This is a genomic window from Flavobacterium sp. IMCC34518 (assembly GCF_027111095.2).
Lineage (GTDB): Bacteria > Bacteroidota > Bacteroidia > Flavobacteriales > Flavobacteriaceae > Flavobacterium > Flavobacterium praedii.
Genome location: NZ_CP114284.2, coordinates 1,078,757 through 1,102,500 on the forward strand (window position 1 = coordinate 1,078,757; position 23,744 = coordinate 1,102,500).

Here is a 23,744-nt window from a genome sequence, read left to right on the forward strand (position 1 = left end):
ATAACCCGTTGGGTGAAATTAATTTTTACCACATTGAAAAATAGAATTTATAGTTTTTAAAAGAAAGAAACAAATAGCCGTTTTACTATTCACATAGCTATTCTATGTGTGAAATAGTGCTATTTCTATTTATTCTTTCCCTTTTAAGTACTAATCTATGATTCTATGTGGCTAAATTTTTAATTTATTTGATTTTCGTACAGCAGGTTAATCTATTAATTTAATACACCAAAGTTTGAATGGCATTGGGTAAAATAGTAATTTGGGTGGCTTGGGTTCCTATGCACAAATTGTAAATTACGGTAGCCTCACTTTGATTCATAACAACCGTTACCATTTTTCCGTCTTTATTCAAAAATGAAGTGCTCAACAAACTGCTTCTGCTCACGGCAGTACTCACTCTTTTGGCTTCTGGACGAATGAATTTTGAAAAATGTCCAATATAGTAATACGATGGCGTATAAATTAATTCACCCGTTGTAGTGTCCGCATGAATGGGTGCAAAACAAAAATTACCTACATGATTGGGTCCGCCTTTTTCATCCAAAAGGATATTCCAATCAGTCCAACCCACAGTTCCGTTATTAAAATCATTTATCATTGAAGTTCCATAACGCTCACCATTAGCCCATAGTTGGTAGTTTTTAGCATCAAATTTTTCGATACATCCTTCGGTAAATATCAAGTTTTTATCAGGATATGCTTCATGTACTCTGGCTACATTATCAAACATTGGGGTACCTCCTGCCCAAGTTTCATACCAATGAAAACCCATTCCCCAAGCATATTTGGCCGCTTCTGGATCTCCAAAAATAGTATTGGCACGTTGCACCATCAAATCGCGATTGTGATCCCAAACTATTATTTTTTTAGCTCCTAAGCCTTCTTTTTTCATTGTTGGACCAAGAAAATTCTTCAAGAAATCCCGTTCAGCTTCAGCGGTAAACACACAGGATTCCCAAGTTTGAACTGCCATTGGCTCATTTTGAATTGAAATACCCCAAATCGGAATCCCTTCTTTTTCATAGGCTTTTACAAACTTGGTATAATACGTTGCCCAAGACTGGAAATACTCTGGCAAAAGTGTCCCACCTTTGAGCATGCCTTTATTACTTTTCATAAAAGCGGGAGGGCTCCATGGACTTGCATATAAAGTCATTTTTCCGCCAGCTGTCGCTGTTGCTTTTTTTATCAGTGGTATTTTAAATGCTCTATCATGTTCTATAGAAAATGTTTTCAATTCAGTATCGCCTTCCTTTATATAGGTATAACTCCCGGAAGCAAAATCCGAACTGTGAATTGTAGTTCGCATCAAAGAATACCCAATTCCCTTGTCCTGACTGTAATATGCATTCAAGAATTCTTGCTGTTTGTCACTCGATAATTTGGCAAAAACTTCGGCACTGGCATCCGTAATTGCACCTCCAATTCCCAGAAATGATTGAAACGTTTTGTCTGGATTTACAAATACCGAAATTTGCCTTTCAGTAGGTTGAATTAATTCTGAAAACGTTAGATCATCTGTTTTAGTCAATCTTAAATTAGTACTTTCGGCTGTCGTATAAACTGTAACCGTTTTACCATTTGTACTATACGATTGATTTTGTGATTTACTTTTTTGTTGTGCAAAAACAAAAAAAGTAGCTAATATTAATACTGTGGTATTTATTTTTTTCATTTTTTAGATATTTATTTTTTTAAAGATCCTTTGGTTGTAATTCTCTTGTTTTTTTATAATAATTAAGACTATTGATTGTTTTACGCATACCTTTCATCTATTTATCAATGCTACTTTAGCGATTAGTACTTTTAATCAGTTGTATATAATTTCGACAAAAACTGGAAAATGATCTGATGGGTATTTCAAATCTTTAGCATCCGATAAAACAGCATATTTATTGACTTTAACTTGGTTGCTTTTGGATAAAAAAATGTAATCAATCAAATGCGTTGTTGCTTCATTGTATTTAAAACCATTAAAAGTTCCATAAGGCCCGAAAGGTTTTTCTTTTGAAATTGTTTTAGCATCATTCATTTTGTTTTTTAATGCAACTATTCGATCTGCTTCGGGTTCTGAATTAAAATCGCCCATTAAAACAACTGGATATTTTTTGGTATTCAATTTTTCAATTCTAGAAAGAATAAGTTCTAATCCTTTGGTTCTGGCTACTTCACCCATATGATCCAAATGAGTATTAAAAACCCAAATCAACTTATTAGTTTGTTTATTTTTTAATAAAGCATACGAGCAAACTCTGTTGCAGGCAGCATCCCATCCCAAAGAAATGGTATCAGGAGTTCCAGACAACCAAAAAGTATTGGATTCTATCACCTTGAATTTTTCTGTGTTATAAAAAATATTAGATGATTCTCCTTTGCCAATTCCGTCTCTTCCTATTCCAATATAATTGTATTGTGACTGCGCTGTCGCGATATCCAATACTTGATTGGGTAATGCTTCTTGTACTCCAAAAACATCAGGTGCATAAAATTGAATCTGTCCATTTAAAAAATCCTTCCTATGCGCCCAGTCATTCTCTCCATCTGAGGTTACATCAAGACGTATATTATAGGTCATTATTTTTAGGGTTTGAGCATAGGTCATCAAACTTGACAAAACAAAGCAAACAACAATTAGATTATTTCTTTTAGACATATTTTTAAAATTTTATCTTTTATAAATTTACTACCTATTTCTGTATCAAATAATTTATAAAAAAAATATATACACTCTATCATAATCTACTTCAAAAAACAGAAGAAATAAAGTTTAAAACTACTTAACCAGTCTAAATACACACCATTACTATATTAACAATTAGTAAAAATCTTTATTTAAAAGAAAATTTATCTGAATTTATAAATACATAATTCAAAACATAATCAATATAAAACATTATAAATGATGTATGCCAATCTGCCTTATAAATATGGAATTCTGTCTTGCTTACTGCAAACAAATTACATTAAAAAATTATAGCTACATATATGCTTATTTTAGTACTATACTTTTTTATTACTTTATTTTATATACTAATTAAAAAATTATTATTTATTAAAAATGACCCATAATCACAAGAGAATGGGCCATTTTACTAACTCAAACATAACTTAACTTAACTTAACTTATTTTAAAAATACCATATGCCTTTTAGATTGAAACGCATAATATTTATCATTTCATTTAAAAAAAAGTAAATTAAAAGCAGTGTTATAAAAACACTGCTTTTAACCAATTAATCTAATTACCAACCAGGGTTTTGTACCATTAAATTATTGTTCTTTACTTCTGAATCTGGTATTGGAAACAAGTTATGTTTTTCTATAAAGTTTCCATTTTTAGCAAAGCCTTCGTTTTTCAATACAGCTGCAGCGTCTCCCCAACGAACTAAATCAAGAAATCTAGATCCTTCAAAAGCCAACTCCAATCTTCTCTCAGTCTTAATTCCATCCATTGTAATAACTTTGGCTGGTAAGTTTACTCTATTACGTACTTGATCGAAATAACCTTGGGCAACTCCAATATTGCCAGACAAAAAGTTTGCCTCAGCAGCCATTAATAAAACATCCGCATATCTAATTAATCTAATGTTTGTACCATAGTTCAATTCGTTAGTAGGTCCAGCAGTTTCAGTAACAAGTGTACCGTATTTAAGTCTAAAATAGCCTTCCATTCCCCAAACTGGGGGAGCGATTTTCCAGTCAATAATATTACCATCTTTATCTTTAGCTGTTACCCAATCCCCTCCTTGAGCTCTAAGCTCATCAACGGATAAGATTGACGCCTTTCTTCTAACTAAATCGCCTTCAGCATCATACGCCTGACCCATTTTTGCCGTTGGGTAATTGAATCCCCAACCACCTGCAAGTCCAGAAGTTCCACTTATTAAGTAATCTGCTCTAGGTCCCATCAATTGCCAGTTAATTTGATTTTCCATAGCTCGGCTTCCTCCCCATTGGAAATTCCCCCAATCATTTTTGGTAGTTTCACTATAACCAATTTCAAATAAAGATTCTACACCATATTCCTGCTCTTTTAGGAATAACTTTGAGTAATCTACAAGCAAAGAGTATTGGTTTGATTTAATTACTTCATCAAATGCCTTAGCTGATTCTACATACTTCTTTTGAAATAAATATGCTTTCCCCTTTAAAGCCCAAGCAGCACCCTGAGACATTCTAAAGCGCATTGCTGCAGCATATTCGCTCTTTTTAGGCAAGTTTGGAATCGCTTCATCTAAATCTTTATGTATCTGAGCATATACTTCCTCAGGAGTAGATTTTGCCATTGCATAATCAGTTCCTTTAGGCTGTGTCAATCTTAAAGGCACTCCTCCCCACATTGAAACCAATTCAAAGAAAAAGTAAGCTCTAAGAGCCTTAGCTTCAGCTATCATTTTTACTTTTACTGGAGAATCTCCCGCAGCAGTAGCAGAATTAATAATTACATTAGCTCTCATTATACCAAAATACATTCCTTGATATGAGTGTGCAATTGCAGCGTTTTCTGGTGTATAAGAGAAGTTGTCCAATTCTTGATATGGAGGCTGATCTGTTTTATCACCACCTCCTGCAAATGATTCATCAGAAGGAAACGACTTTACCACATACATTGAGTTCCAGTCTGTAGCATAAGCCCATTGTAAAACATCATAACATGCAAAAAGCCCTTCTTCTAATTCTTGATCCGTTTTAAAATAATCATCTGCTGCTAGAACACCATAAATTGGTTTATCTAAGAAATCTTTTTCACAAGCTGTTAGCATCAAGGCTAAGCCTGCAATAACTGATAATTTATAAATTAATTTTTTCATTGTTATATAATTATAGTAATTGTCGTAAAATTAAAATGTTACTGATAAGCCAGACATAAAACGGCTAGCTGTAGGGTACAAACCTCTGTCAATACCCTGAGAGTTGTTGTTAAAACTTCCTACTTCTGGATCAATTCCTTTGTATTTAGTGAAAGTAAAGTAATCATCTAACGACAAATATAGTCTTAGGCTAGTCATACCCAATCTTTTGATTAATTCTGGTTTTAAATTATAACCCAATTGAATTTGTTTAATTTTCACATAAGAAGCATCTTGAACCATTAAATCACTTGTGTAAGTGTAAGGGTCATTACTAGATGCTCTTGGGAAACTATTAGTACTCCCTTCTCCAGTCCATCTGTCATTATAAAAGAAAGAAGGACGATTACTGTATGCAAGGTCAGTTCTAGCTAATGCCATAAAATTTTCACCACCAAATGAACCTTGTAAGAACAATTTAAAATCAAAACCTTTGTATGCTAAATCAATAGTAGTTGCAATCATAAAATCTGGATGAGGATCACCAATGTACGTTTTATCACTAGTATTGATGTCACCATCACCATTTGTATCAACAACAATTGCGTCTCCAGGTGCAGGGTTATAAGCTGTAACATGACCTAAGCTTGCTTTATAAGCGTCAACTTCTGCCTGGTTTTGGTAAATCCCATTTGTTTTAAATCCTCTATAGTACCAAACTGGCTGACCTAATTCAAAAACAGTAACAGTTCCCAATGTTGGAAGCGCAGCTCCATCAACTCTAGTAAGTAATGGATTTAAATAAGTAACTTCATTTTTCATGGTAGTCATATTCAGGTTAATTCCATAACTGAAATCATTCTTTTGTTCTCTCCAACCTACTTCAAATTCCAATCCTTTATTAGTCACATCTCCTGCATTTGCAAATGGAGCAGAATAACCTGTTGATAAAGGAGGTGATGAAGGAGTCAATAAATCTTTAGTCACTTTGTTGTAATAGTCAAAACCAAATGTTAATCTGTTGCCTAAAGCTCTTAAATCAAATCCAAAATCAGTTTGCTCAGTTGTTTCCCAAGTTATATCTTCATTTGGCAAGGCTTTAAGCTCAGCAACAGGACGCATAACTCCATCGGCATCAGGGTATTTTAAACCATCTTTTGTTACAAGAGCTCTCCATTGTCCCGCAGCGATATTAGCCGTTGAACCATTTTGACCCCAAGAAGCTCTCAACTTTAATTGATTTACCGCTTCAATACCCCAAAAAGATTCATTTGATATCACCCATCCAGCAGATACCGCTGGGAAGTAACCTGAGCGCTTATCCGGTGCAAAAAGTGAAGAATTGTCATTTCTCAAAGAAGCTTGAAACAAATATTTGTTATCATAAGAATAAGTGATACGTCCAAAATATGAATTCATTGACGAGGGATATTTATTACCAGCAACGGTCCCTGTTACAGGAGTTTCACCAACTGTAGACCAGTTGTCGCCTTCTTTAATCATACCATTGGTAGAAGTATTTAAATAACTAGATTCTGAGTCTTGAGCAGACATCCCCAACATAGCAGAAAATTCATGCTTATCAATTGTTTTGCTGTATGTAGCAAAGTTCTCCCAAAGCCAAGTTTTAAACTGCGACTGATTAAATGTTTTTGTATTTATATTAGATGTTTTTTGTGAATTCCACCAGAATTTTGGATTCCAATCCTCAAAATTTGTAAAACGCTGTTCAATACCATAACGTGTTGTAAAAACAAAACCATCAAAAGGTTTGATATTAGCATACACATTTCCAATAATCTTAGTTTCTGTATTAAGTCCATTATCAATTGCAATTTGACCAATTGGGTTTGCTATTTCGTTTCCGACATACTGAGAAAGACCATAATATTCTCCATTTTCTGTCTTAGCCAAAGGATATCCAGCCGCTATTGCAGTCTGTACATGTTGTGGGAGTACACTACCGTTAGGATAATAAACAGGAGTTAATGGATCCATAAGCATAGCATGATTCATGATTCCACCGAAACTATCATCTTCCGTAAAAGATTTACGCTTATTTACTGAATAAGAAAAGTTTTCACCAGCTTCAAAATACTTACTCACTTTATGATTCGAGTTAACTCTGAAAGTAGTACGATTGAAGTTACTTTTATTTCCACCAAAAAGTCCGTCTTGAGTAAAATAATTTCCGGAAACCATAAATGTAGATACCTCATTCCCTCCAGATATCTGAAGCGAATTATGCATCATAGGAGCAGCATCTTCAGCAGTTTCATTAACCCAGTTTGTTCCTTCTTTACCTGCCCATTCTCCCACGTTTGGATGAGTTCCAGCAGGATTAGTTTCATTAATCCAATGAACATATTCATCAGCATTCATCACATCTAATTTTGTTCTTAAAGATTGAAAACCAAGTTGTGAACTAAATGCTACATTCATAGATCCAGATTTACCTTTTTTAGTTGTTATCATAACAACCCCATTACCACCATCGGCTCCATAAATAGCTGCCGAAGCAGCATCTTTTAAAATTTCCATCTTCTCGATATCATTTGGATCTAAGTAATCAATGTTACTTGTACGCATTCCATCAACAACATAAATAGGATCAGAATTACCATTTGAACCTGCACCACGAATACGAATCTTAGCACCAGCTCCTGGAGCACCAGATTGAGGCAAAACAGTAACACCAGCAGTTTGGCCTTGTAATGCTTGCGAAGTTAATGCAACAGATAAATGAGCAATCTGATCGGACTTAATTGAAGATATTGCTCCAGTTACAACGCTCTTCTTTTGAGTACCATAACCAACAACTATAACTTCCTGTAGGTCTTGAGTAGAAGAATACATTTTAATCTGTAATTCTGTTTGACCATTGATTGACGATTCAACGGGTTTGTATCCAATAAAAGTAATAGTCAAAACTCCATCTTTTGGAGCCTTTATTCGAAATCCTCCATCAAAGTCTGAAGCTACAGAAGTTGTTGTTCCTTTTAAAACTATGGTTGCCCCTGGTATAGGAGCTCCTTTGTCATCAATGATTTTTCCGTTTATTATAGTATCCTGAGCATACCCATAAAACGAGAATAAAATTGATGAAACACAAAAAATAAATGTTTTTAATAATTTCATTTTTCTGATTATTTTGGTTAATTAATTAGTTATTTAATGCAATAATAAGCCTTTAATTTTCATATTAACATTTTAAAACTACTACAAAAACACATCAATAACGATATAGTAATATTACAAAAACACATCATAATATTCTTAAAACACTATTAATCATATATTTAAATATTAATTTACTCTAGTTAAAAAAATATTAATTTAAAAATACCACTACATTTAATATAATTTAAATACTTTAGCTGTAAATCACATAATTATACAGAATTCTGTACTAAATATTTCCTAAAAAGGTCAAATAAAAGATCTGATTGACTTAACTAATACCATTAAAACACATAATCTAAGAAAAAAATTAAATGAAACTCAATAGACTCTTAACCTTTCTTATAATAATCTACTCTCCAATTGCAATAATAGGGCAGGTAAAAAAAATTGGTCTACCACTCATTAAAAATTACAGTAGAATTGAATATAAAGGAGGGACTCAAAACTGGACTATTGATCAAGATAAAACAGGTAATTTATATTTTGCAAATAATGAAGGTATCCTCCAGTTTGACGGATCAATTTGGAATAAATACAAAGCAAAAAATTTAGATGCAATTAAATGTTTAAAAGTAGATCCATCAGGAAAAATCTATGTGGGCTGCTATAATGAGTTTGGTTTCTTTAAATCCAATTCAAAAGGAAAACTAGAATACTTTTCTATTTCTAAATATTTAGACAAAAAAAAACGTAATTCGATGGATTTTATATGGAGAATACATCTTTTTAATGATGAAGTTGTTTTCCAATCCTTTGATGCTATTTACATTTATAAGAACAATAAAATTAAAATCATTAATGCTCCTAAAAAGTTTCAATTTTCGTTTCAAATTAATGGTAGGCTTTTTATTCAGGATTTTAACTATGGCCTACTTGAATACAAAGACGGGATAATAAAAATGCTCAAGGGAACTGGTAAACTAAACAATTCTGAAGTTTGGGGTATGGCAGAAATGTCAAAAAATAAATTTCTGATTGCTACACTTGATAAAGGTCTATTCCTATTCGAAAATAATCAAATAAAACCCTGGAATACTGAAGCCAATATCTTTATTTTAAAAAATGGGTCATTAGGATGTATTTTATACAAAAAAAAATACATGATTATCAATTCTGTACTAGAAGGTATAATTGTGAGTGACTTAAATGGAAATATTATCCAACATATTAATAGAAACAAAGGATTACAAAACAACACAGTGCTAACTTCTTTTATTGACAATGAAAACAATCTTTGGCTTGGTTTAGACAATGGTATCGCGTATGTGAATGAAAATTCATTTCTAACGTATTATGGAAATAGTAATAATTTAGGTACTGTTTACTCGTCTGTGGCACATAAAGGAATTTTATATGTCGCTACCAATCAAGGTGTTTTCACCCATCCATGGAGTACTGATTTCAAAGAAAATTCTTTTAAACTTATAGAAGGAACTACTTCCCAAGCATGGAATGTTCAAATTTTAAATGATGAAATTTTATGTTCAAGTAATAGAGGGGCCTTATTATTACAAAACGGCAAAATGGTTCGTAATTTAGACCCCAAAGGGTATTTTGGTATCAAAACTATCCCCAACCACCCCAATTTATATTTAGGAGCGCTTTATAATGGCTTTTCTATCTTCGAAAAGACCAAAAACGGAATCGTATTTAGAAATACAATTCAAGGAGTAAACAAATCATCAAATACTTTCGAAATTGACAATGATATTATATGGTTAAAAAAATATGAATTCATATATCAAATTAAATTAAGTCCTAATTTGCGAAATGTAAAATCTATTCATGTTTTCAGAAGATTCTCAAAAACCAACCCTGGAATAGGGAGTCTACAAAAAATAAACAACAAAATATATTTTCAATCCAATTCAATATTTTACAATTTTAACTCCGAGAAAAATATATTTATTGAAGACAAATCAATAACAGATTTATTTAAATCAACCCCAAAAGCAAAAGAAATCACAGAAGATAAGAATGGAAATTTGTGGTATATTTTCAATAAATCGGTTGGTGTTTTAATTAAAAAAGGACCCAATAAATACATAGACATAATTGCACCTTTATCTAACCTGTCCGGAAATTTAGTGCCCGATTTCTCTTCGATAAACACTATAGACTCTAGAAACACATTTATAGGATTGATAGATGGCTTAGCACATTATGACTCTTCAATCGAAAATAGTAAAGTGGATAAACCAAAAGCATGCATACGAAGCTTTTCGTATCCTAGCGACACTATTTATTTTGGAAATGGAATCAACCAAAATAAAGAATTTAAATTACCATATGCCTCAAATCAAGTAAAATTTACTTTTTCGTCACCTTCATATGAAAATTTAGAAAATTTAGAATTTTCCTATCAACTTGAAAATTTTGACAAAAATTGGAGCAATTGGTCAAACAATACGATAAAGGAATATACAAATCTAAAAGAAGGAAACTACAAATTGAACGTAAAAGTGAGAAACAATGCAAGCGTTCAATCTGACGTATCCTCTATATCATTTAGAATCTATCCACCTTGGTACAGACATTCATTAGCATACTTGTTATACTTACTAATCGTTGTCGCTATTGTGTACTATATTCGATTTAGAATAAAAATAAAAATAAGAAAAAACAAGTATTTTGAAAAGTTAGAACAAAGAAGATTATACTTAGAAAAAGAAACAAAAATAAAACAAGAACAATACGAACTTGAAAAAGAAATAGAAAAACTTGAAAATGAAAAACTACAAATTAAAATCCTATCCAAGGATAAAGAACTAGTTAACAATACCTTGCAAGTAGTCAAAAAAAACAAAACACTCAACGGGATTATTCAAAAATTAAAAGATATTGATACAAATTCATTTGACGAAAATACCAAAGCTCAATTTACTAAATTAAACAGAAGCATCACCAAAGAGGTCAATACCGACAAAAGTTGGAAAGGTCTTGAAAAACATTTGAAAAATGTTCATTTTGATTTTCTAAAAAAACTAAAAGAAAAACATCCAACTATCTCACCAAGAGAAATGGACTTGTCAACCTATTTATTAATGAATATGTCAACAAAAGAAATAGCAGAGTTCATGAATATCTCAACCGGAGGAGTAGAATTAGCCAGATATCGGTTAAGAAAAAAATTAGAATTAAATCAAAAAGAGAATTTAATTGGATACTTAATGAGTATCAAATAAAAATAAAACTCCTTCATTTTTAATTTTGAAGGAGTTTTATTTTAAATTAGTTTATAAAGTCTAAAGTTCGTTCTAAAGCCATTCCTCTAGAACCTTTAATAAGAATCATATTAGTATCAAATTTAAATTCCTTTATAAAAATAGAAAAGGCTTCAAAAGTTTCAAAGAAAAAGAAATTTGGTTTATCAATTTTATTTTGATAAAAATCCTTACCAATAAAATAACAATCAATCTCGACTTGATGTTTTAATAAATCGACAACAAATTTATGTTCTACTAAACTCTCTGTGCCTAACTCAAACATATCGCCTAGAAATGCAATTTTATTTTTTTTGTTAAGCAAGATAAAATTTTCAATTGCCACCTTCATACTACTAGGATTAGCATTGTAAGCGTCTAATATAATTTCATTAGTACCTTTTGTTATTAATTGCGATCTATTATTTTCCGGAATGTAACTTTCTAACGCTTGTTTTATAGCTACATCTTCAACCCCAAAATATTTTCCTATTGTTACTGCTGCATTAATATTATTAGCATTATACAAACCAATCAAATGAGTAGTAATAATCTGTCCTGAATATGATATTACTACAAATGGGTTAGCCTCAATCGTAGAAATATTAACATTTGCATTCACTTTATTCACACCAAAAGAAAAATTGTTCAACACTTTTGATTTTTCCAATTGAATAGGGTCTTCCAAATTGACAAAAGCCATTTTATCTTCTCCTAAAAGATACTGATACATTTCACTTTTCCCTTTTATAACCCCTTCAACTCCTCCAAACCCCTCAAGGTGTGCTTTGCCAAAATTGGTAATATAACCATAATCAGGTTGAGCTATTCCACAAAGAAACTCGATTTCTTTCTGATGATTCGCTCCCATTTCAACAATTCCAATTTCGGTCTCACCATTAAATGAAAGTAATGTTAATGGTACTCCAATATGGTTGTTAAGATTTCCAACGGTGGCTTTTGTTTTAAATTTTTTAGAAAGTACAACATTAATCAATTCTTTAGTTGTTGTTTTTCCATTACTTCCAGTAAGAGCAATAATAGGTAAATTTAAATATGTCCTATGAAATTTAGCTAACTCCTGTAAAGCTACAAGACTGTCTTCAACCAAAATAGTTCGATTATCAATATAAAAAGCTTTGTTGTCAATTATAACATACGAAGCTCCTTTATCTAATGCTTCTTTGGCAAAAGTATTGGCATCAAAATTATTTCCTTTAATTGCTACAAAAAAGGAATTCAATTCAATTTTACGCGTATCAATCGAAATTGAACTACACTTTAAAAACAAGCTATGAATGTATTTAATATCCATTTAAAAATAGTTTAAAAAATAAAAGCCCTAATGAAAGGGCTTTTATTGGTATGATGTACAAAAATTAATTTCTTGGTGATTTTTTTGTATTTGATTTTGAACCTACTCTAGACATTGCACATCTAAAACCGATGTAATCTGTTGCCATATCTTGAGGAAAAAATCTTCTTTGAGCTGGATCCAACCAATATGCTCTATCTCTCCAAGATCCACCTTTGTAAACACGTACTGCATCATTTATCAAAGTTGTTCTTTTGTTAGATTTATCATATTTTCTGTCCATTACGCCTAAACTGTCAATTTTTACATTGTGTTTAGGTGCATTATACATATTTTCTTTATCAGAAATCTTACCTTTATCGGCATCGGTTCCACCAAATTTATAATATTTACTAGATTGTTTATCACCATCTCTGTAATTAATATTATCGCTTGTACTAAAATTTTGTCTCAAATACGTTTCATTATCATCTACAGGTACTTGAGCAATTTCACCTGCTAGTCTTTTGGCAACCAGTTTTCCGTTGCTTAAAGTATCGTAAACAATAGTATTGTTGGTGATTACTTCGATTTTTCCGTCTTTACCAATTTTATTTTTAGTATAAACGTTACCTCTGAAATAGTTAAAGTCATTTGTTTCAACATCAACTATTGGTCTGTAAACATCTGCTACCCATTCTGCAACGTTTCCTGCCATATCATATAATCCAAAATCATTTGCTGGATATTTTTTCACTTCATTTGTAATATCAGCACCATCATCAGACCAACCTGCAATTCCACCGTAATCTCCGTTACCTTGTTTAAAGTTAGCCAATTGAAAACCTTTATTAGATCTTTTTCCAGAACGCGTATAACTTCCAGACCAAGGATATTTCTTTTGTCCTTTATATATGTTATATTCTCTTTGTCCTACATCAGCTGCAGCAGCATATTCCCATTCAGATTCAGTTGGTAGTCTATATTCTGGCAATAAAATCCCAGATGATCTTTGAGCATAAACATTTTTCTCTTCAACAACTTTTCCATCTTTACCAGGTTTTGGTCCTTTCTTAGAAGCTCCTCTACCTTTTAAAAGAATTTCTTCACTACCACCGTAAGTCATTGTTGGTGCAGCTAGATAAGTTTCGGTATTGAAATTACTTTCAGCAGAAACATCCAACGATTTAGCATTCTTTTTCAAATAACCATTTTTTTCCAATACAGCCTCATTAACACGATCTGTTCTCCATTTACTAAATTCAACTGCCTGAACCCAATTTACCCCAACAACAGGATAATTTGCATAAGCAGGATGTCTTAAGTAATTATTGGTCATAGTTTCATTATATCCTAAGCGATTTCTCCAAACTAATGTGTCAGGCGAAGCACCTTCATAGATGTTTTTGTAATTAGCTTCTGTCGGTGGATACACTTTTTTTAACCATTCAAGATATTCTAAATACATCAGGTTGGTTACTTCAGTTTCATCCATATAAAAGGACATCACATGTTGTTGATTTGGAATGTTATTCCAGTCATGCATCACATCATCTTGAACAAGTCCTTTAGTGAAAGTTCCTCCTTCAACAAAAACCAACCCAGGCCCTGTCTCTTGTGTTTTATGAGCTGACCCTTTTGTAAAGCCGCCTTTAGAACTGCTTACATTCCAACCAGTACCTCTTGAAGCACTGTCGGTTTTAGATTTTTTGCTACAACTAGCGAATCCTAACATCAATGCCAGCAACAACATTACTTTTAGGGGGATAGTTTGATTTACTTTCATAGTTTCTAGTAGGTAATTATTATAATTTAGGTGGTGCAATGTAATAATTAAACATTAAATCGCAAAACCATTTTTAAATATAATTTTCTAACGATTTGTCAGATCTTATAAAAACGCAAAATTATATTTTTTATTACACAAAACAACAAAAAAGATATTTAATATTTTTTCTTTACTTTTAGCAAATATTTATGATTCAAATCGTTATCCTTTTCCATGAGAAATCTTGTATTTACCTTTATATTTTTAATACCCATAATAACTTTTTCACAAATAAATGGCAATGTATCAATCGAATGGCTTGACAACACAACATTACCTAATAATTCCAAAATCCAAACTCCAAGATTTAAAGGGAATAGCTACTTTCATGACACATATAAACAATTGATTTATCATAATTTTAACTTAAATTCATCAAGCACATTAGACGAAAATAGCCTTCAAATAAGCAATATAATTTATGAATCCATTTCAATTTCTACTCTTAAAAATATAAACACCACTGAAATCCCTTTCTCAATAAACCCAACGCTATATTCTTCAAAATCCAGAAATACTAGTCAAAATTTTTTAAGAATATCTCCTATAATCAAAGACAATTCAGGATTCAAAAGAGTAAAATCATATTCATACAATATTAATCTTGGGGCTACAACAAAAAAAACAACCGTTTCAAACAAAAATATAATTAAAAATTCAGTTTTAGCCTCGGGGGAATGGTATCGCTTTTATATTGAAAAATCAGGAGTATATAAAATTTCTAAAGAATTTTTACAACAACTTGGAATTAACTTAAACGGCGTAGATCCAAAGAAAATCAAAGTCTACGGTAACGGAGGACGAATGCTTCCCCTTGCAAACGATGCTTTTTACCCTGATGATTTAACAGAAAATGCAATTCAAATCCAAGGTGAAAATGATGGTGTTTTCAATAAGGAAGATTATATTTTATTTTACGGTGAAGGCATTTCTAATTGGAACGAAGAAAGTCAAACTAGTGTTAATATTTATGATTCAAAGTCCTATTATTACATCAATATACAAGGGAATGATGGAAAAAGAATCACAGAAACATCACAGCCATCCGGCAGTAGCACCTTAAACCTAAACACATATGACAATTACCAATTTTATGAAGTTGATCTAAAAAATATAGCTCAAGTTGGCAGACAATGGGTTGGCGAATCTTTCGACATTAATCAGGACCAAGAATTTACCTTTGATTTTCCAAATATTGACACTACAACTCCAGTAAATCTTTCGGTTTCTTTAGCTTCAGCGGCTTTTACCCCAACCTCATTTAAAGTTTCAGCTAATGGCGTTGATGTTGGTTCTATTTTGTTTTCTGCATTAAATACGAGTTCCGACATTCAGTATTTTAACGGAAAACTTCCTAATAACACAAACTTTACAGCCCTACCAAATATTAAAATTAAATTATCTTACAACAATAATGGCGTCCCTGGTTCAAAAGGTTTTCTAGATTACATTCGGCTAAAAGCAAAGTGCAAATTACAAGGATTCGGAAAACAATTCCCTTTTCAATATGACTTATCAAGTTCAAGTATTGGAATTATTTCTTATGATTTTTCTAATGCAGCTTCCATTTCACAAATTTGGGACGTGACAGACATCTATAATGCAACCAAATTTGACAACAATAATCAGAGTACTTTTTCATTCAAAGCTAATCTTGGAGAGTTGAAAAAATATGTCGCGATTGATCCAACAAATTATTACAACCCATTAAAAGAATCCAAATCAAGAATCGCAAATTCAAATATAAAAGGAACCGTTTTCAAAAATAATCAAGGACAATTTCAAGATGTTGACTATTTAATTATCACTCCAGATGTTCTGAAAACTCAAGCAGAAAAATTAGCAAATTTTCATAGAATTAATTCCAATTTAAATGTAAAAGTACTGACTCTTGAATCGATCTACCAAGAGTTTTCTTCTGGAAAACAAGATATAGCTGCCATACGCAACTGCATTAAATATGTATATAATAATGCGTCTTCATTCGACAAAAAAATACGCTACGTTAATCTTTTTGGGGACGCATCGTTCGATTACAAAAAAAGAATTACTAATAACACCAATATTGTACCTATATATGAATCATTAATTAGCAACACAATTGGAGAAGCCTCCTTTGCTTCGGATGATTTTTATGGTTTAATGGATGATTCCGAAGGAAATATTACAAGTTACTATGGTGGAATCGACATAGCCTGTGGAAGAATGTTAGTCAATAACTCTTTACAAGCAGACGAAATGGTTACTAAAATAACGGAATATTATGATGCTAAATCATACGGAAATTGGAGGAATCAATACATCACACTTGCAGATGATTCTGATAAAGATTCTGATAATTCTTTACAATCAAGACAAAACACACTAGCCGATGAAATTGAAACCCAAAAACCATTTTTAAATGTTTCTAAAATATTTTTAGATTCTTATACCCAAGAAGCTTCCGCTGGCGGAGAAAGATATCCAAAAGCAAAATCTGAATTTTATAATGAATTTGAAAAAGGGGCATTGGTTTTTAATTATTTAGGACATGGAGGTGAAGACGGTTTATCAAGTGAACGAATCTGGGACAAAACGGATAGCCAAAGTCTAAACAATCAATTCAAATATCCCCTATTTATTACTATTACTTGTGAGTTTTCAAGATTTGACAATCCCAGTAGACCTACTGCTGGAGAATATATCTATTGGAATCCAAAAGGAGGTGCAATTTCATTAGTTTCTACTATTCGATCCATAGGACAATTTAGTGCCGAAAATTTCAATGATACTTTTGCCAAAAACTTATTATCATTTAATTCCAATCAGTATGTCTCTATAGCAGAAGCCTTAAGGGTTTCAAAAAATGAAAATCCCAATTCGGCAACTAATGTTGTACTCTATATTGGAGATCCAGCTATTTTTCTGGCTATTCCAAAACCAAAAATAGTAATAACCAAAATAAATGATATCCCTATAAATTCTAGTATTCCTGACTTTAAATCATTAGCAAAAATGAAAATATCAGGAGAAATTACAAATGAAAACAATATCCAAATATCTGATTATAATGGTATTTTGTCTACTATTTTGTTTGACAAAAAAATCACTAAAAGCACTTTAAATAACGATGGCTATAGCCCACCAATTAATTTTACCACTCTAGGAGAAGGTATCTTCAGAGGAAATGCAACTGTCACTAATGGCAAATTTGAATTCAGTTTTATTGTTCCAAAAGACATTAGGATTCCATTGGATAATGGAAAAATAAGTTTTTACGCCCAAAAAAACGGATCAAAGGAAGACATTACAGGATTTGACTCCAGTATAAAAATTGGTGGAGTAAATGAAAATGCCATTGCGGACAATAATAGTCCTAAAGTAAAGTTATATATGAATGATGAAACATTTGTATCTGGAGGTATTACAAATGAATCTCCTATATTTATCGCATACATGGAAGATGAAAGTGGAATCAACACTGCGGGTGGTATCGGTCATGATATTGTTGCCGTTTTAGATGGAAACGAGAGTAATCCTTTTATTTTGAATGATTATTATGAAACAAATTTAGATGACTACACAAAAGGAAATTTGCATTTTCCACTCCGAAATTTAAAAGCAGGTATACATACTCTTAGTTTTACTGTTTGGGACGTATATAACAATGCCACAACAACTGAAATGCAATTTGTAGTAGTTGGTAATGAATCCATAACACTTACAAATGTATTAAATTACCCAAATCCTTGTGTAAATCACACTGAGTTTTGGTTTACGCATAACAAACCAAATGAACCTTTAGAAGTTCAAGTTCAAGTATTAACAATTACAGGAAAAGTAGTTTGGACAAAAAATCAATCCATAACTACTTCTGGTTTTTTATCGAGAGATATTTCATGGGATACTAGAGATGATTTTGGAAATAAAATAGGAAAAGGTGTGTATATTTACAAATTAATTGTAAAAGCAACCTTATCAAATAAAAAGGCAGAAAAAATTGAAAAACTTGTGATTCTTTAATAATATAGTATATTTACCCTGAATTAATTTTTATCAAATAATGAAAAAAGCGACTTTACTATTTACATTTTTATATACCTTTAATTTCATTAACGCTCAGAATTACAATACAACAACTGTTGCTGTTCCATTCCTGTTAGTTGCTGCAGATGCAAGAGCAGCTGGTATGGCAGATAATGGTGTAGCAACTTCAGCTGATACATTTTCTCAACAATGGAATCCTTCAAAATATGCATTTTCAACTGATCAACAAGGTTTTTCAGTAAGCTACACTCCTTATTTAGCCGACTTAGTAAACGACATTTCATTAGCCCAATTAACCTATTATAATAAATTTAACGAAAGAAGTGCTTTTGCTGGTAGTTTACGCTATTTTGGTTTAGGCGATATTGAGTTAAGGCAAGATTTTGACGTTAAAGGTCCAACCGTATCTCCAAATGAATTTGCTTTTGACATATCCTATTCTATGAAATTAAGTGAAAAATTTGCTATGGCAGTTGCGGGTCGCTTCATTAACTCGAATCTAAAATTTCCTGATTTAAACAGCGATGCATCATCCGCTAGTAGTTTTGCAGTAGATGTTGCTGGTTTTTACCAATCTGAAGAAATAGCCTATAGCGATTTTAATGGAAGATGGAGAGGGGGTTTTAACTTTCAGAATATGGGGCCTAAAATCAGTTATGATAACGACCTAGCTAATTCTAATTTTTTACCTGCTAATGTAAAACTTGGTGGCGGTTTTGATTTTATTTTAGACGAATATAGTAAGATCGCCGTTAATTTAGAACTCAGTAAGTTATTAGTTCCTTCGAGAGACATAAATAACGATGGTGTAATCACAACAGAAGAATACCAAGAATACAAATCGATTAATTGGTTTTCGGGGATGTTTAAATCATTTGGAAATATAAAAGAAGTAACCTATTCACTTGGTTCAGAATATGTTTATCAAGATGCTTTTTCATTTAGAGCAGGTTATTTTTATGAAAACCCTGATTATGGCTCAAGAGAATATTTTTCTCTAGGTGCTGGATTCAAATACAGTACCGTAAAAATTGATGTTTCGTATTTATTTTCAACATCTAAAATCCAAAACCCATTAGAAAACACACTTCGTTTCTCTTTAACTTTTAACTTTGGTGAAAAATTTGAAATTTATTAATCCTCAATAAAAAATAACACAACTAAGATCCAAGATTCAAAATTTTGAAATTGGATTTTTTTGTTTTTATCTAAAATATAAAGATTCATCACAAAAGAGTATCTCTAAAATTTATTAAAAATAATATTTCAAAAAGACTCCAACTAATAAGGTTTCAACTTATGAAATCGCCTTAAAAGAAGTTGTCGCAAACACAAATATAGATCTGGTAATACCATATTCCTTTAAAAAAAAATATTATCCACTTATGAAAGAAATAATAGCAACATCTAAAATTAGTGTCTTTGAAGATATCAAAGAATTAACAGATACCGAACAAGATTTAATGTTAAGAGCTATTGAAGTAAGAAAAAATGCATATGCACCTTATTCTAAATTTAGGGTTGGGGCGGCCATACTTTTAGATAACGGTGAAATTGTTGTTGGTTCCAATCAAGAAAATGCGGCCTATCCCTCAGGATTATGTGCTGAGAGAGTTGCTGTTTTTTATGCTGGAGCAATTTTTCCTAAGGCAAAAATATTAAAAATGGCAATTACTGCTGCTTCAGACCTAAAAAAGACTATCACAGCTGTACCGCCATGTGGAGCTTGTAGACAATCTATTGCTGAATACGAAGTAAAACAAAACACACCAATCGCAATATTTTTTATGGGGGAAAGTGGTCCAATTCACCATTCCACATCACTTAAAAATTTACTCCCTTTTATGTTTGAAACAAATTTGCTTTAAAAATAAAATAAAAATTAACATATAAATTTTAGTTCTTAGTAGGAATGTCTTATTTTTGCATCCCAACTGCTTCGGGGCGCAAATTTGTGGTGAGGATACTATTTTGCGTTACTAAGCTCTAATTGATAATACAATAACACTTAAGCAAAAGAATTAATTCAGATGAAAGAAGTTACAAAAGAAGTTTATTTAAAGTGGTACGAAGACATGCTTCTTTGGAGAAAGTTTGAAGACAAGCTTGCAGCATTGTACATTCAACAAAAAGTTAGAGGTTTTCTTCACTTATATAATGGTCAAGAGGCTGTATTAGCAGGAGCTTTACACGCTATGGATTTGACAAAAGACAAAATGATTACTGCATACAGGAATCATGTTCAACCAATAGGAATGGGAGTTGATCCTAGACGTATTATGGCAGAACTTATGGGGAAAGCAACTGGAACATCAAAAGGAATGGGTGGATCAATGCATATTTTTTCCAAAGAACACCGCTTTTATGGAGGTCATGGAATTGTAGGAGGGCAAATTCCTTTAGGAGCTGGTCTTGCATTTGGAGACAAATATAACGGAACAGGTGGAGTAACTATGACTTATTTCGGAGACGGAGCAGCTCGCCAAGGATCGCTACACGAAGCTTTTAATATGGCTATGTTATGGAAACTTCCAGTAGTTTTTATTGTAGAAAACAATGGATATGCTATGGGAACTTCTGTAGAAAGAACAGCAAATCATACCGATATCTGGAAACTTGGTTTAGGATACGAAATGCCATGTGGACCAGTTGATGGGATGAATCCTGTAAAAGTTGCCGAAGCAATGACTGAGGCTATAGAAAGAGCAAGACGAGGAGACGGACCAACATTCCTTGAAATGAAAACATACCGTTACAGAGGACATTCCATGTCAGATGCACAGTTGTATCGCTCTAAAGACGAAGTTGAAGAATATAAAAAAATAGATCCAATTACTCAAATTCTAGATGTGATTTTAGATCAAAAATATGCTACAGAAGACGAAATTGAAATTATAGATCAAAGAGTAAAAGATCTAGTTGAAGAATGTGTTCAATTTGCAGAAGAATCTCCTTATCCAGAAATTCAACAATTATACGATGTAGTATACGACCAAGAAAACTATCCATTCACACCTCATAAATTATAAATCAATTATGGCAACAATTATAACAATGCCGCGCTTGAGCGATACTATGACTGAAGGAACGGTAGCAGCTTGGCTTAAAAAAGTAGGAGATAAAATAAGCGAAGGTGATATCCTAGCTGAAATTGAAACTGATAAAGCAACAATGGAATTTGAATCCTTCAATGAAGGAACTCTTTTATATATTGGAATCCCAGAAGGAGAAACTGCACCTGTAGACTCTTTATTAGCAATAATCGGAAACGAAGGTGAAGATGTTTCGGCTTTAATAGCTGGAGGTTCAGCAGCACCAACTGCAACAGAATCTGCAACAGCTCCTACTGAAACAAAAACAGCAGAAGTAACCACACAAGCTCCTGTAGCAACCTTACCAAAAGGTGTTATCGTAGTAACAATGCCTCGCTTGAGTGATACGATGACCGAAGGAACAGTAGCTTCTTGGTTAAAGAAAGTAGGAGACAACATTGTTGAAGGCGATATTCTGGCAGAAATTGAAACCGATAAAGCAACAATGGAATTCGAATCTTTCAACGAAGGAACTTTATTGTATATTGGAATTCAAGAAGGAAGCACCGCTCCAGTTGATAGCCTTTTAGCTATCATAGGACCAGCAGGAACAGACATTAGCGGAATAGCCGAAAACTATAAAGTTGGCGGAGCTGCTCCAACAGCGACAACAGTAAAAGAAGAAGTTAAAACTATTCCATCAGAATCTGCAGAACCAATTGAAACAGTAAGTGATGGAAAAAGAATTTTAGCTTCTCCATTAGCTAAAAAAATAGCAAGTGACAAAGGAATTCAATTAACACAAGTAAAAGGATCAGGAGAAAATGGTCGTATTGTAAAAAGTGATATTGAGAACTTCACCCCTACAACGACAGCGGTACCAACTGCAACTAAAACCCCTGAAGCCGTAAAAACCGAAACCCCAAAAGTATTTGTACCTGCAGGAGAAATTTTTACAGAAGAAATAAAAAATTCGCAAATGCGTAAAATCATTGCGAAACGTTTGGCTGAATCATTATTTACAGCACCACATTACAATCTTGTAATCGAAGTGACAATGGACGAAGCAATGCAATCAAGAGCTGTAATCAATAGCGTACCAGATACAAAAGTATCTTTCAACGACATGGTAATTAAAGCTTGTGCATTAGCATTGAAAAAGCACCCAAAAATCAACTCACAATGGAAAGAAGATGCTATCATCATCAATCACCATGTAAATGTGGGTGTTGCTGTAGCTGTAGAAGACGGATTAGTAGTTCCTGTACTAAGATTTACAGACGCCATGAGTTTATCACAAATTGGAGCAAGTGTTAGAGATCTTGCTGGTAGAGCAAAAAACAAAAAATTATTACCAACTGAAATGGAAGGAAGTACTTTCACTGTTTCTAACCTTGGTATGTTTGGCATAACAGAATTTAATTCTATTATAAACCAACCAAACTCCGCTATTTTATCTGTTGGAGCTATTGTAGAAAAACCAGTAGTGAAAAATGGACAGATTGTAGTTGGGAACACTATGATGCTATCATTGGCATGTGACCACCGCACTATCGATGGTGCAACAGGTGCTCAATTTTTACAAACATTAAAACAATATATCGAAAATCCAGTTACAATGCTGGCATAATAGATTAAATTGAATATAACTATATCCCGTCTAGCTTTACCTAGATGGGATTTTTTTTTAATAATTAGTTTTAATATAAAGTAATCTAAGAAGTATATCAAACTAAAATTAATACAACAAAATTTCACTTTATTTTGCCATCTGAAAAACAAAATAAAATACTTTAAAACCTTTTCTTAACGCTAAAAATAAAATTAATAAAATTAAAAATTTGGGCATGTCCTTGTTGCAGATCATTTTGGGCAAATAACATCATTTTTCAAGCAACAAGGTCGGGCTGTCCATTGTATTCCCGATTAACAAAAACTACGGCAAAAAACCTTGTTTTTCTAAATCGGGAGATGCCATTTCCATCCCTCATGCAAATTAGTTTTCATAACCTTTTTATTGGTTTTAAAGAAAATATACTAAAACAAAAAACAGCTCCATATAAGAGCTGTTTTTTATAAATTCGAAGTAAATAGTGTTCTTAACGTATGACTTTATTAATTCAAAGTTACTACATTTTGATTTTTCATTTTTAGATTACCTTTATACACTTCTGCAATAGCTTTTCTAGATAATGAAGGCACATCTTTTGAGATCACAATCTCGTGTGTTACTTTTTTTAGGTTTGTTTCCACTTCCAAAAAATAAACACCATCAGGAAATTCCTCAAGACTATAGGTTTTCATAATACCAGCTTTACCGGTAGCAACCTCAGAATAAATTTCGTTATGCAATTTATCATATATAGTTACATTTGCTTGCTGAAT

General features: G+C 32.3%; 13 protein-coding genes (1 of these 13 cut by a window edge). 6 read left to right on the plus strand and 7 right to left on the minus strand.

Features of this window, described 5'->3' with window-relative positions:
* Positions 1 to 220 precede the first annotated feature (220 nt).
* From OZP06_RS04815 to OZP06_RS04830, 4 genes are all read right to left on the minus strand, one after another.
* Positions 221 to 1,678, minus strand: coding sequence for a glycoside hydrolase family 30 protein (locus OZP06_RS04815; RefSeq protein WP_269223899.1), 1,458 nt, complete (start codon positions 1,676 to 1,678; stop codon positions 221 to 223).
* Positions 1,679 to 1,813: 135 nt separating this feature from the next.
* Positions 1,814 to 2,656 carry an endonuclease/exonuclease/phosphatase family protein gene (locus OZP06_RS04820; RefSeq protein ID WP_269223900.1) on the minus strand — a complete coding sequence of 281 codons (843 nt, stop codon included), beginning with the start codon at positions 2,654 to 2,656 and terminating at the stop codon, positions 1,814 to 1,816.
* Positions 2,657 to 3,245: 589 nt separating this feature from the next.
* A complete protein-coding gene (locus OZP06_RS04825; RefSeq protein ID WP_269223901.1) occupies positions 3,246 to 4,814 on the minus strand; it encodes a RagB/SusD family nutrient uptake outer membrane protein in 1,569 nt (522 codons plus the stop codon).
* 30 nt (positions 4,815 to 4,844) lie between these two features.
* Positions 4,845 to 7,931 carry a TonB-dependent receptor gene (locus tag OZP06_RS04830; RefSeq protein WP_269223902.1) on the minus strand — a complete coding sequence of 1,029 codons (3,087 nt, stop codon included), beginning with the start codon at positions 7,929 to 7,931 and terminating at the stop codon, positions 4,845 to 4,847.
* Between the two features lie 356 nt (positions 7,932 to 8,287).
* On the opposite strand from OZP06_RS04830, the gene OZP06_RS04835 reads away from it, so the two are divergent.
* Positions 8,288 to 11,161, plus strand: coding sequence for a triple tyrosine motif-containing protein (locus tag OZP06_RS04835; RefSeq protein WP_281324300.1), 2,874 nt, complete (start codon positions 8,288 to 8,290; stop codon positions 11,159 to 11,161).
* A 46-nt stretch (positions 11,162 to 11,207) separates the two neighbouring features.
* Here OZP06_RS04835 and murF read toward each other — a convergent pair whose 3' ends face one another.
* Together murF and gldJ are read right to left on the minus strand one after the other, a co-directional pair.
* Entirely contained in the window at positions 11,208 to 12,494 is a 1,287-nt protein-coding gene (gene murF / locus OZP06_RS04840; protein WP_281324301.1) for a UDP-N-acetylmuramoyl-tripeptide--D-alanyl-D-alanine ligase, read from the minus strand.
* A gap of 64 nt (positions 12,495 to 12,558) precedes the next feature.
* The gene (gene gldJ / locus OZP06_RS04845) at positions 12,559 to 14,259 is read right to left on the minus strand and encodes a gliding motility lipoprotein GldJ (RefSeq protein ID WP_281324302.1); all 1,701 of its coding nucleotides are present in this window, start codon (positions 14,257 to 14,259) and stop codon (positions 12,559 to 12,561) included.
* Positions 14,260 to 14,475: 216 nt separating this feature from the next.
* Here gldJ and porU point away from each other — a divergent pair, with 216 nt between their 5' ends.
* The 5 genes from porU to OZP06_RS04870 all read left to right on the plus strand — a co-directional run bounded on the left by porU (position 14,476) and on the right by OZP06_RS04870 (position 22,989).
* Positions 14,476 to 18,303, plus strand: a complete 3,828-nt coding sequence (gene porU / locus OZP06_RS04850) for a type IX secretion system sortase PorU (RefSeq protein WP_281324303.1) — start codon at positions 14,476 to 14,478, stop codon at positions 18,301 to 18,303.
* A 40-nt stretch (positions 18,304 to 18,343) separates the two neighbouring features.
* Positions 18,344 to 19,465 carry a type IX secretion system outer membrane channel protein PorV gene (gene porV / locus OZP06_RS04855; RefSeq protein WP_281324304.1) on the plus strand — a complete coding sequence of 374 codons (1,122 nt, stop codon included), beginning with the start codon at positions 18,344 to 18,346 and terminating at the stop codon, positions 19,463 to 19,465.
* 247 nt (positions 19,466 to 19,712) lie between these two features.
* On the plus strand, positions 19,713 to 20,195 hold the full coding sequence (gene cdd / locus OZP06_RS04860) for a cytidine deaminase (protein WP_269223905.1): 483 nt from the start codon (positions 19,713 to 19,715) through the stop codon (positions 20,193 to 20,195).
* A gap of 162 nt (positions 20,196 to 20,357) precedes the next feature.
* Entirely contained in the window at positions 20,358 to 21,356 is a 999-nt protein-coding gene (gene pdhA, locus OZP06_RS04865; RefSeq protein ID WP_269223906.1) for a pyruvate dehydrogenase (acetyl-transferring) E1 component subunit alpha, read from the plus strand.
* Positions 21,357 to 21,363: 7 nt separating this feature from the next.
* Positions 21,364 to 22,989 (plus strand): pyruvate dehydrogenase complex dihydrolipoamide acetyltransferase, encoded by a 1,626-nt coding sequence (locus tag OZP06_RS04870; RefSeq protein ID WP_269223907.1) that lies wholly within the window; start codon positions 21,364 to 21,366, stop codon positions 22,987 to 22,989.
* Positions 22,990 to 23,474: 485 nt separating this feature from the next.
* Here OZP06_RS04870 and OZP06_RS04875 read toward each other — a convergent pair whose 3' ends face one another.
* Positions 23,475 to 23,744: the 3' portion of a secretion protein gene (locus tag OZP06_RS04875; RefSeq protein WP_269223018.1), read on the minus strand. 135 nt of this gene lie beyond the right edge of the window; the window shows 270 of its 405 coding nt (coding positions 136–405); its start codon lies off the right edge, out of view; the stop codon is at positions 23,475 to 23,477.

Coding starts and splice junctions, on each gene's coding strand:
- OZP06_RS04815 (WP_269223899.1), bottom strand. CDS start 1,678: ATGAAAAAAATAAATACCACAGTATTAATATTAGCTACTTTTTTTGTT.
- OZP06_RS04820 (WP_269223900.1), bottom strand. CDS start 2,656: ATGTCTAAAAGAAATAATCTAATTGTTGTTTGCTTTGTTTTGTCAAGT.
- OZP06_RS04825 (WP_269223901.1), bottom strand. CDS start 4,814: ATGAAAAAATTAATTTATAAATTATCAGTTATTGCAGGCTTAGCCTTG.
- OZP06_RS04830 (WP_269223902.1), bottom strand. CDS start 7,931: ATGAAATTATTAAAAACATTTATTTTTTGTGTTTCATCAATTTTATTC.
- OZP06_RS04835 (WP_281324300.1), top strand. CDS start 8,288: ATGAAACTCAATAGACTCTTAACCTTTCTTATAATAATCTACTCTCCA.
- murF (WP_281324301.1), bottom strand. CDS start 12,494: ATGGATATTAAATACATTCATAGCTTGTTTTTAAAGTGTAGTTCAATT.
- gldJ (WP_281324302.1), bottom strand. CDS start 14,259: ATGAAAGTAAATCAAACTATCCCCCTAAAAGTAATGTTGTTGCTGGCA.
- porU (WP_281324303.1), top strand. CDS start 14,476: ATGAGAAATCTTGTATTTACCTTTATATTTTTAATACCCATAATAACT.
- porV (WP_281324304.1), top strand. CDS start 18,344: ATGAAAAAAGCGACTTTACTATTTACATTTTTATATACCTTTAATTTC.
- cdd (WP_269223905.1), top strand. CDS start 19,713: ATGAAAGAAATAATAGCAACATCTAAAATTAGTGTCTTTGAAGATATC.
- pdhA (WP_269223906.1), top strand. CDS start 20,358: ATGAAAGAAGTTACAAAAGAAGTTTATTTAAAGTGGTACGAAGACATG.
- OZP06_RS04870 (WP_269223907.1), top strand. CDS start 21,364: ATGGCAACAATTATAACAATGCCGCGCTTGAGCGATACTATGACTGAA.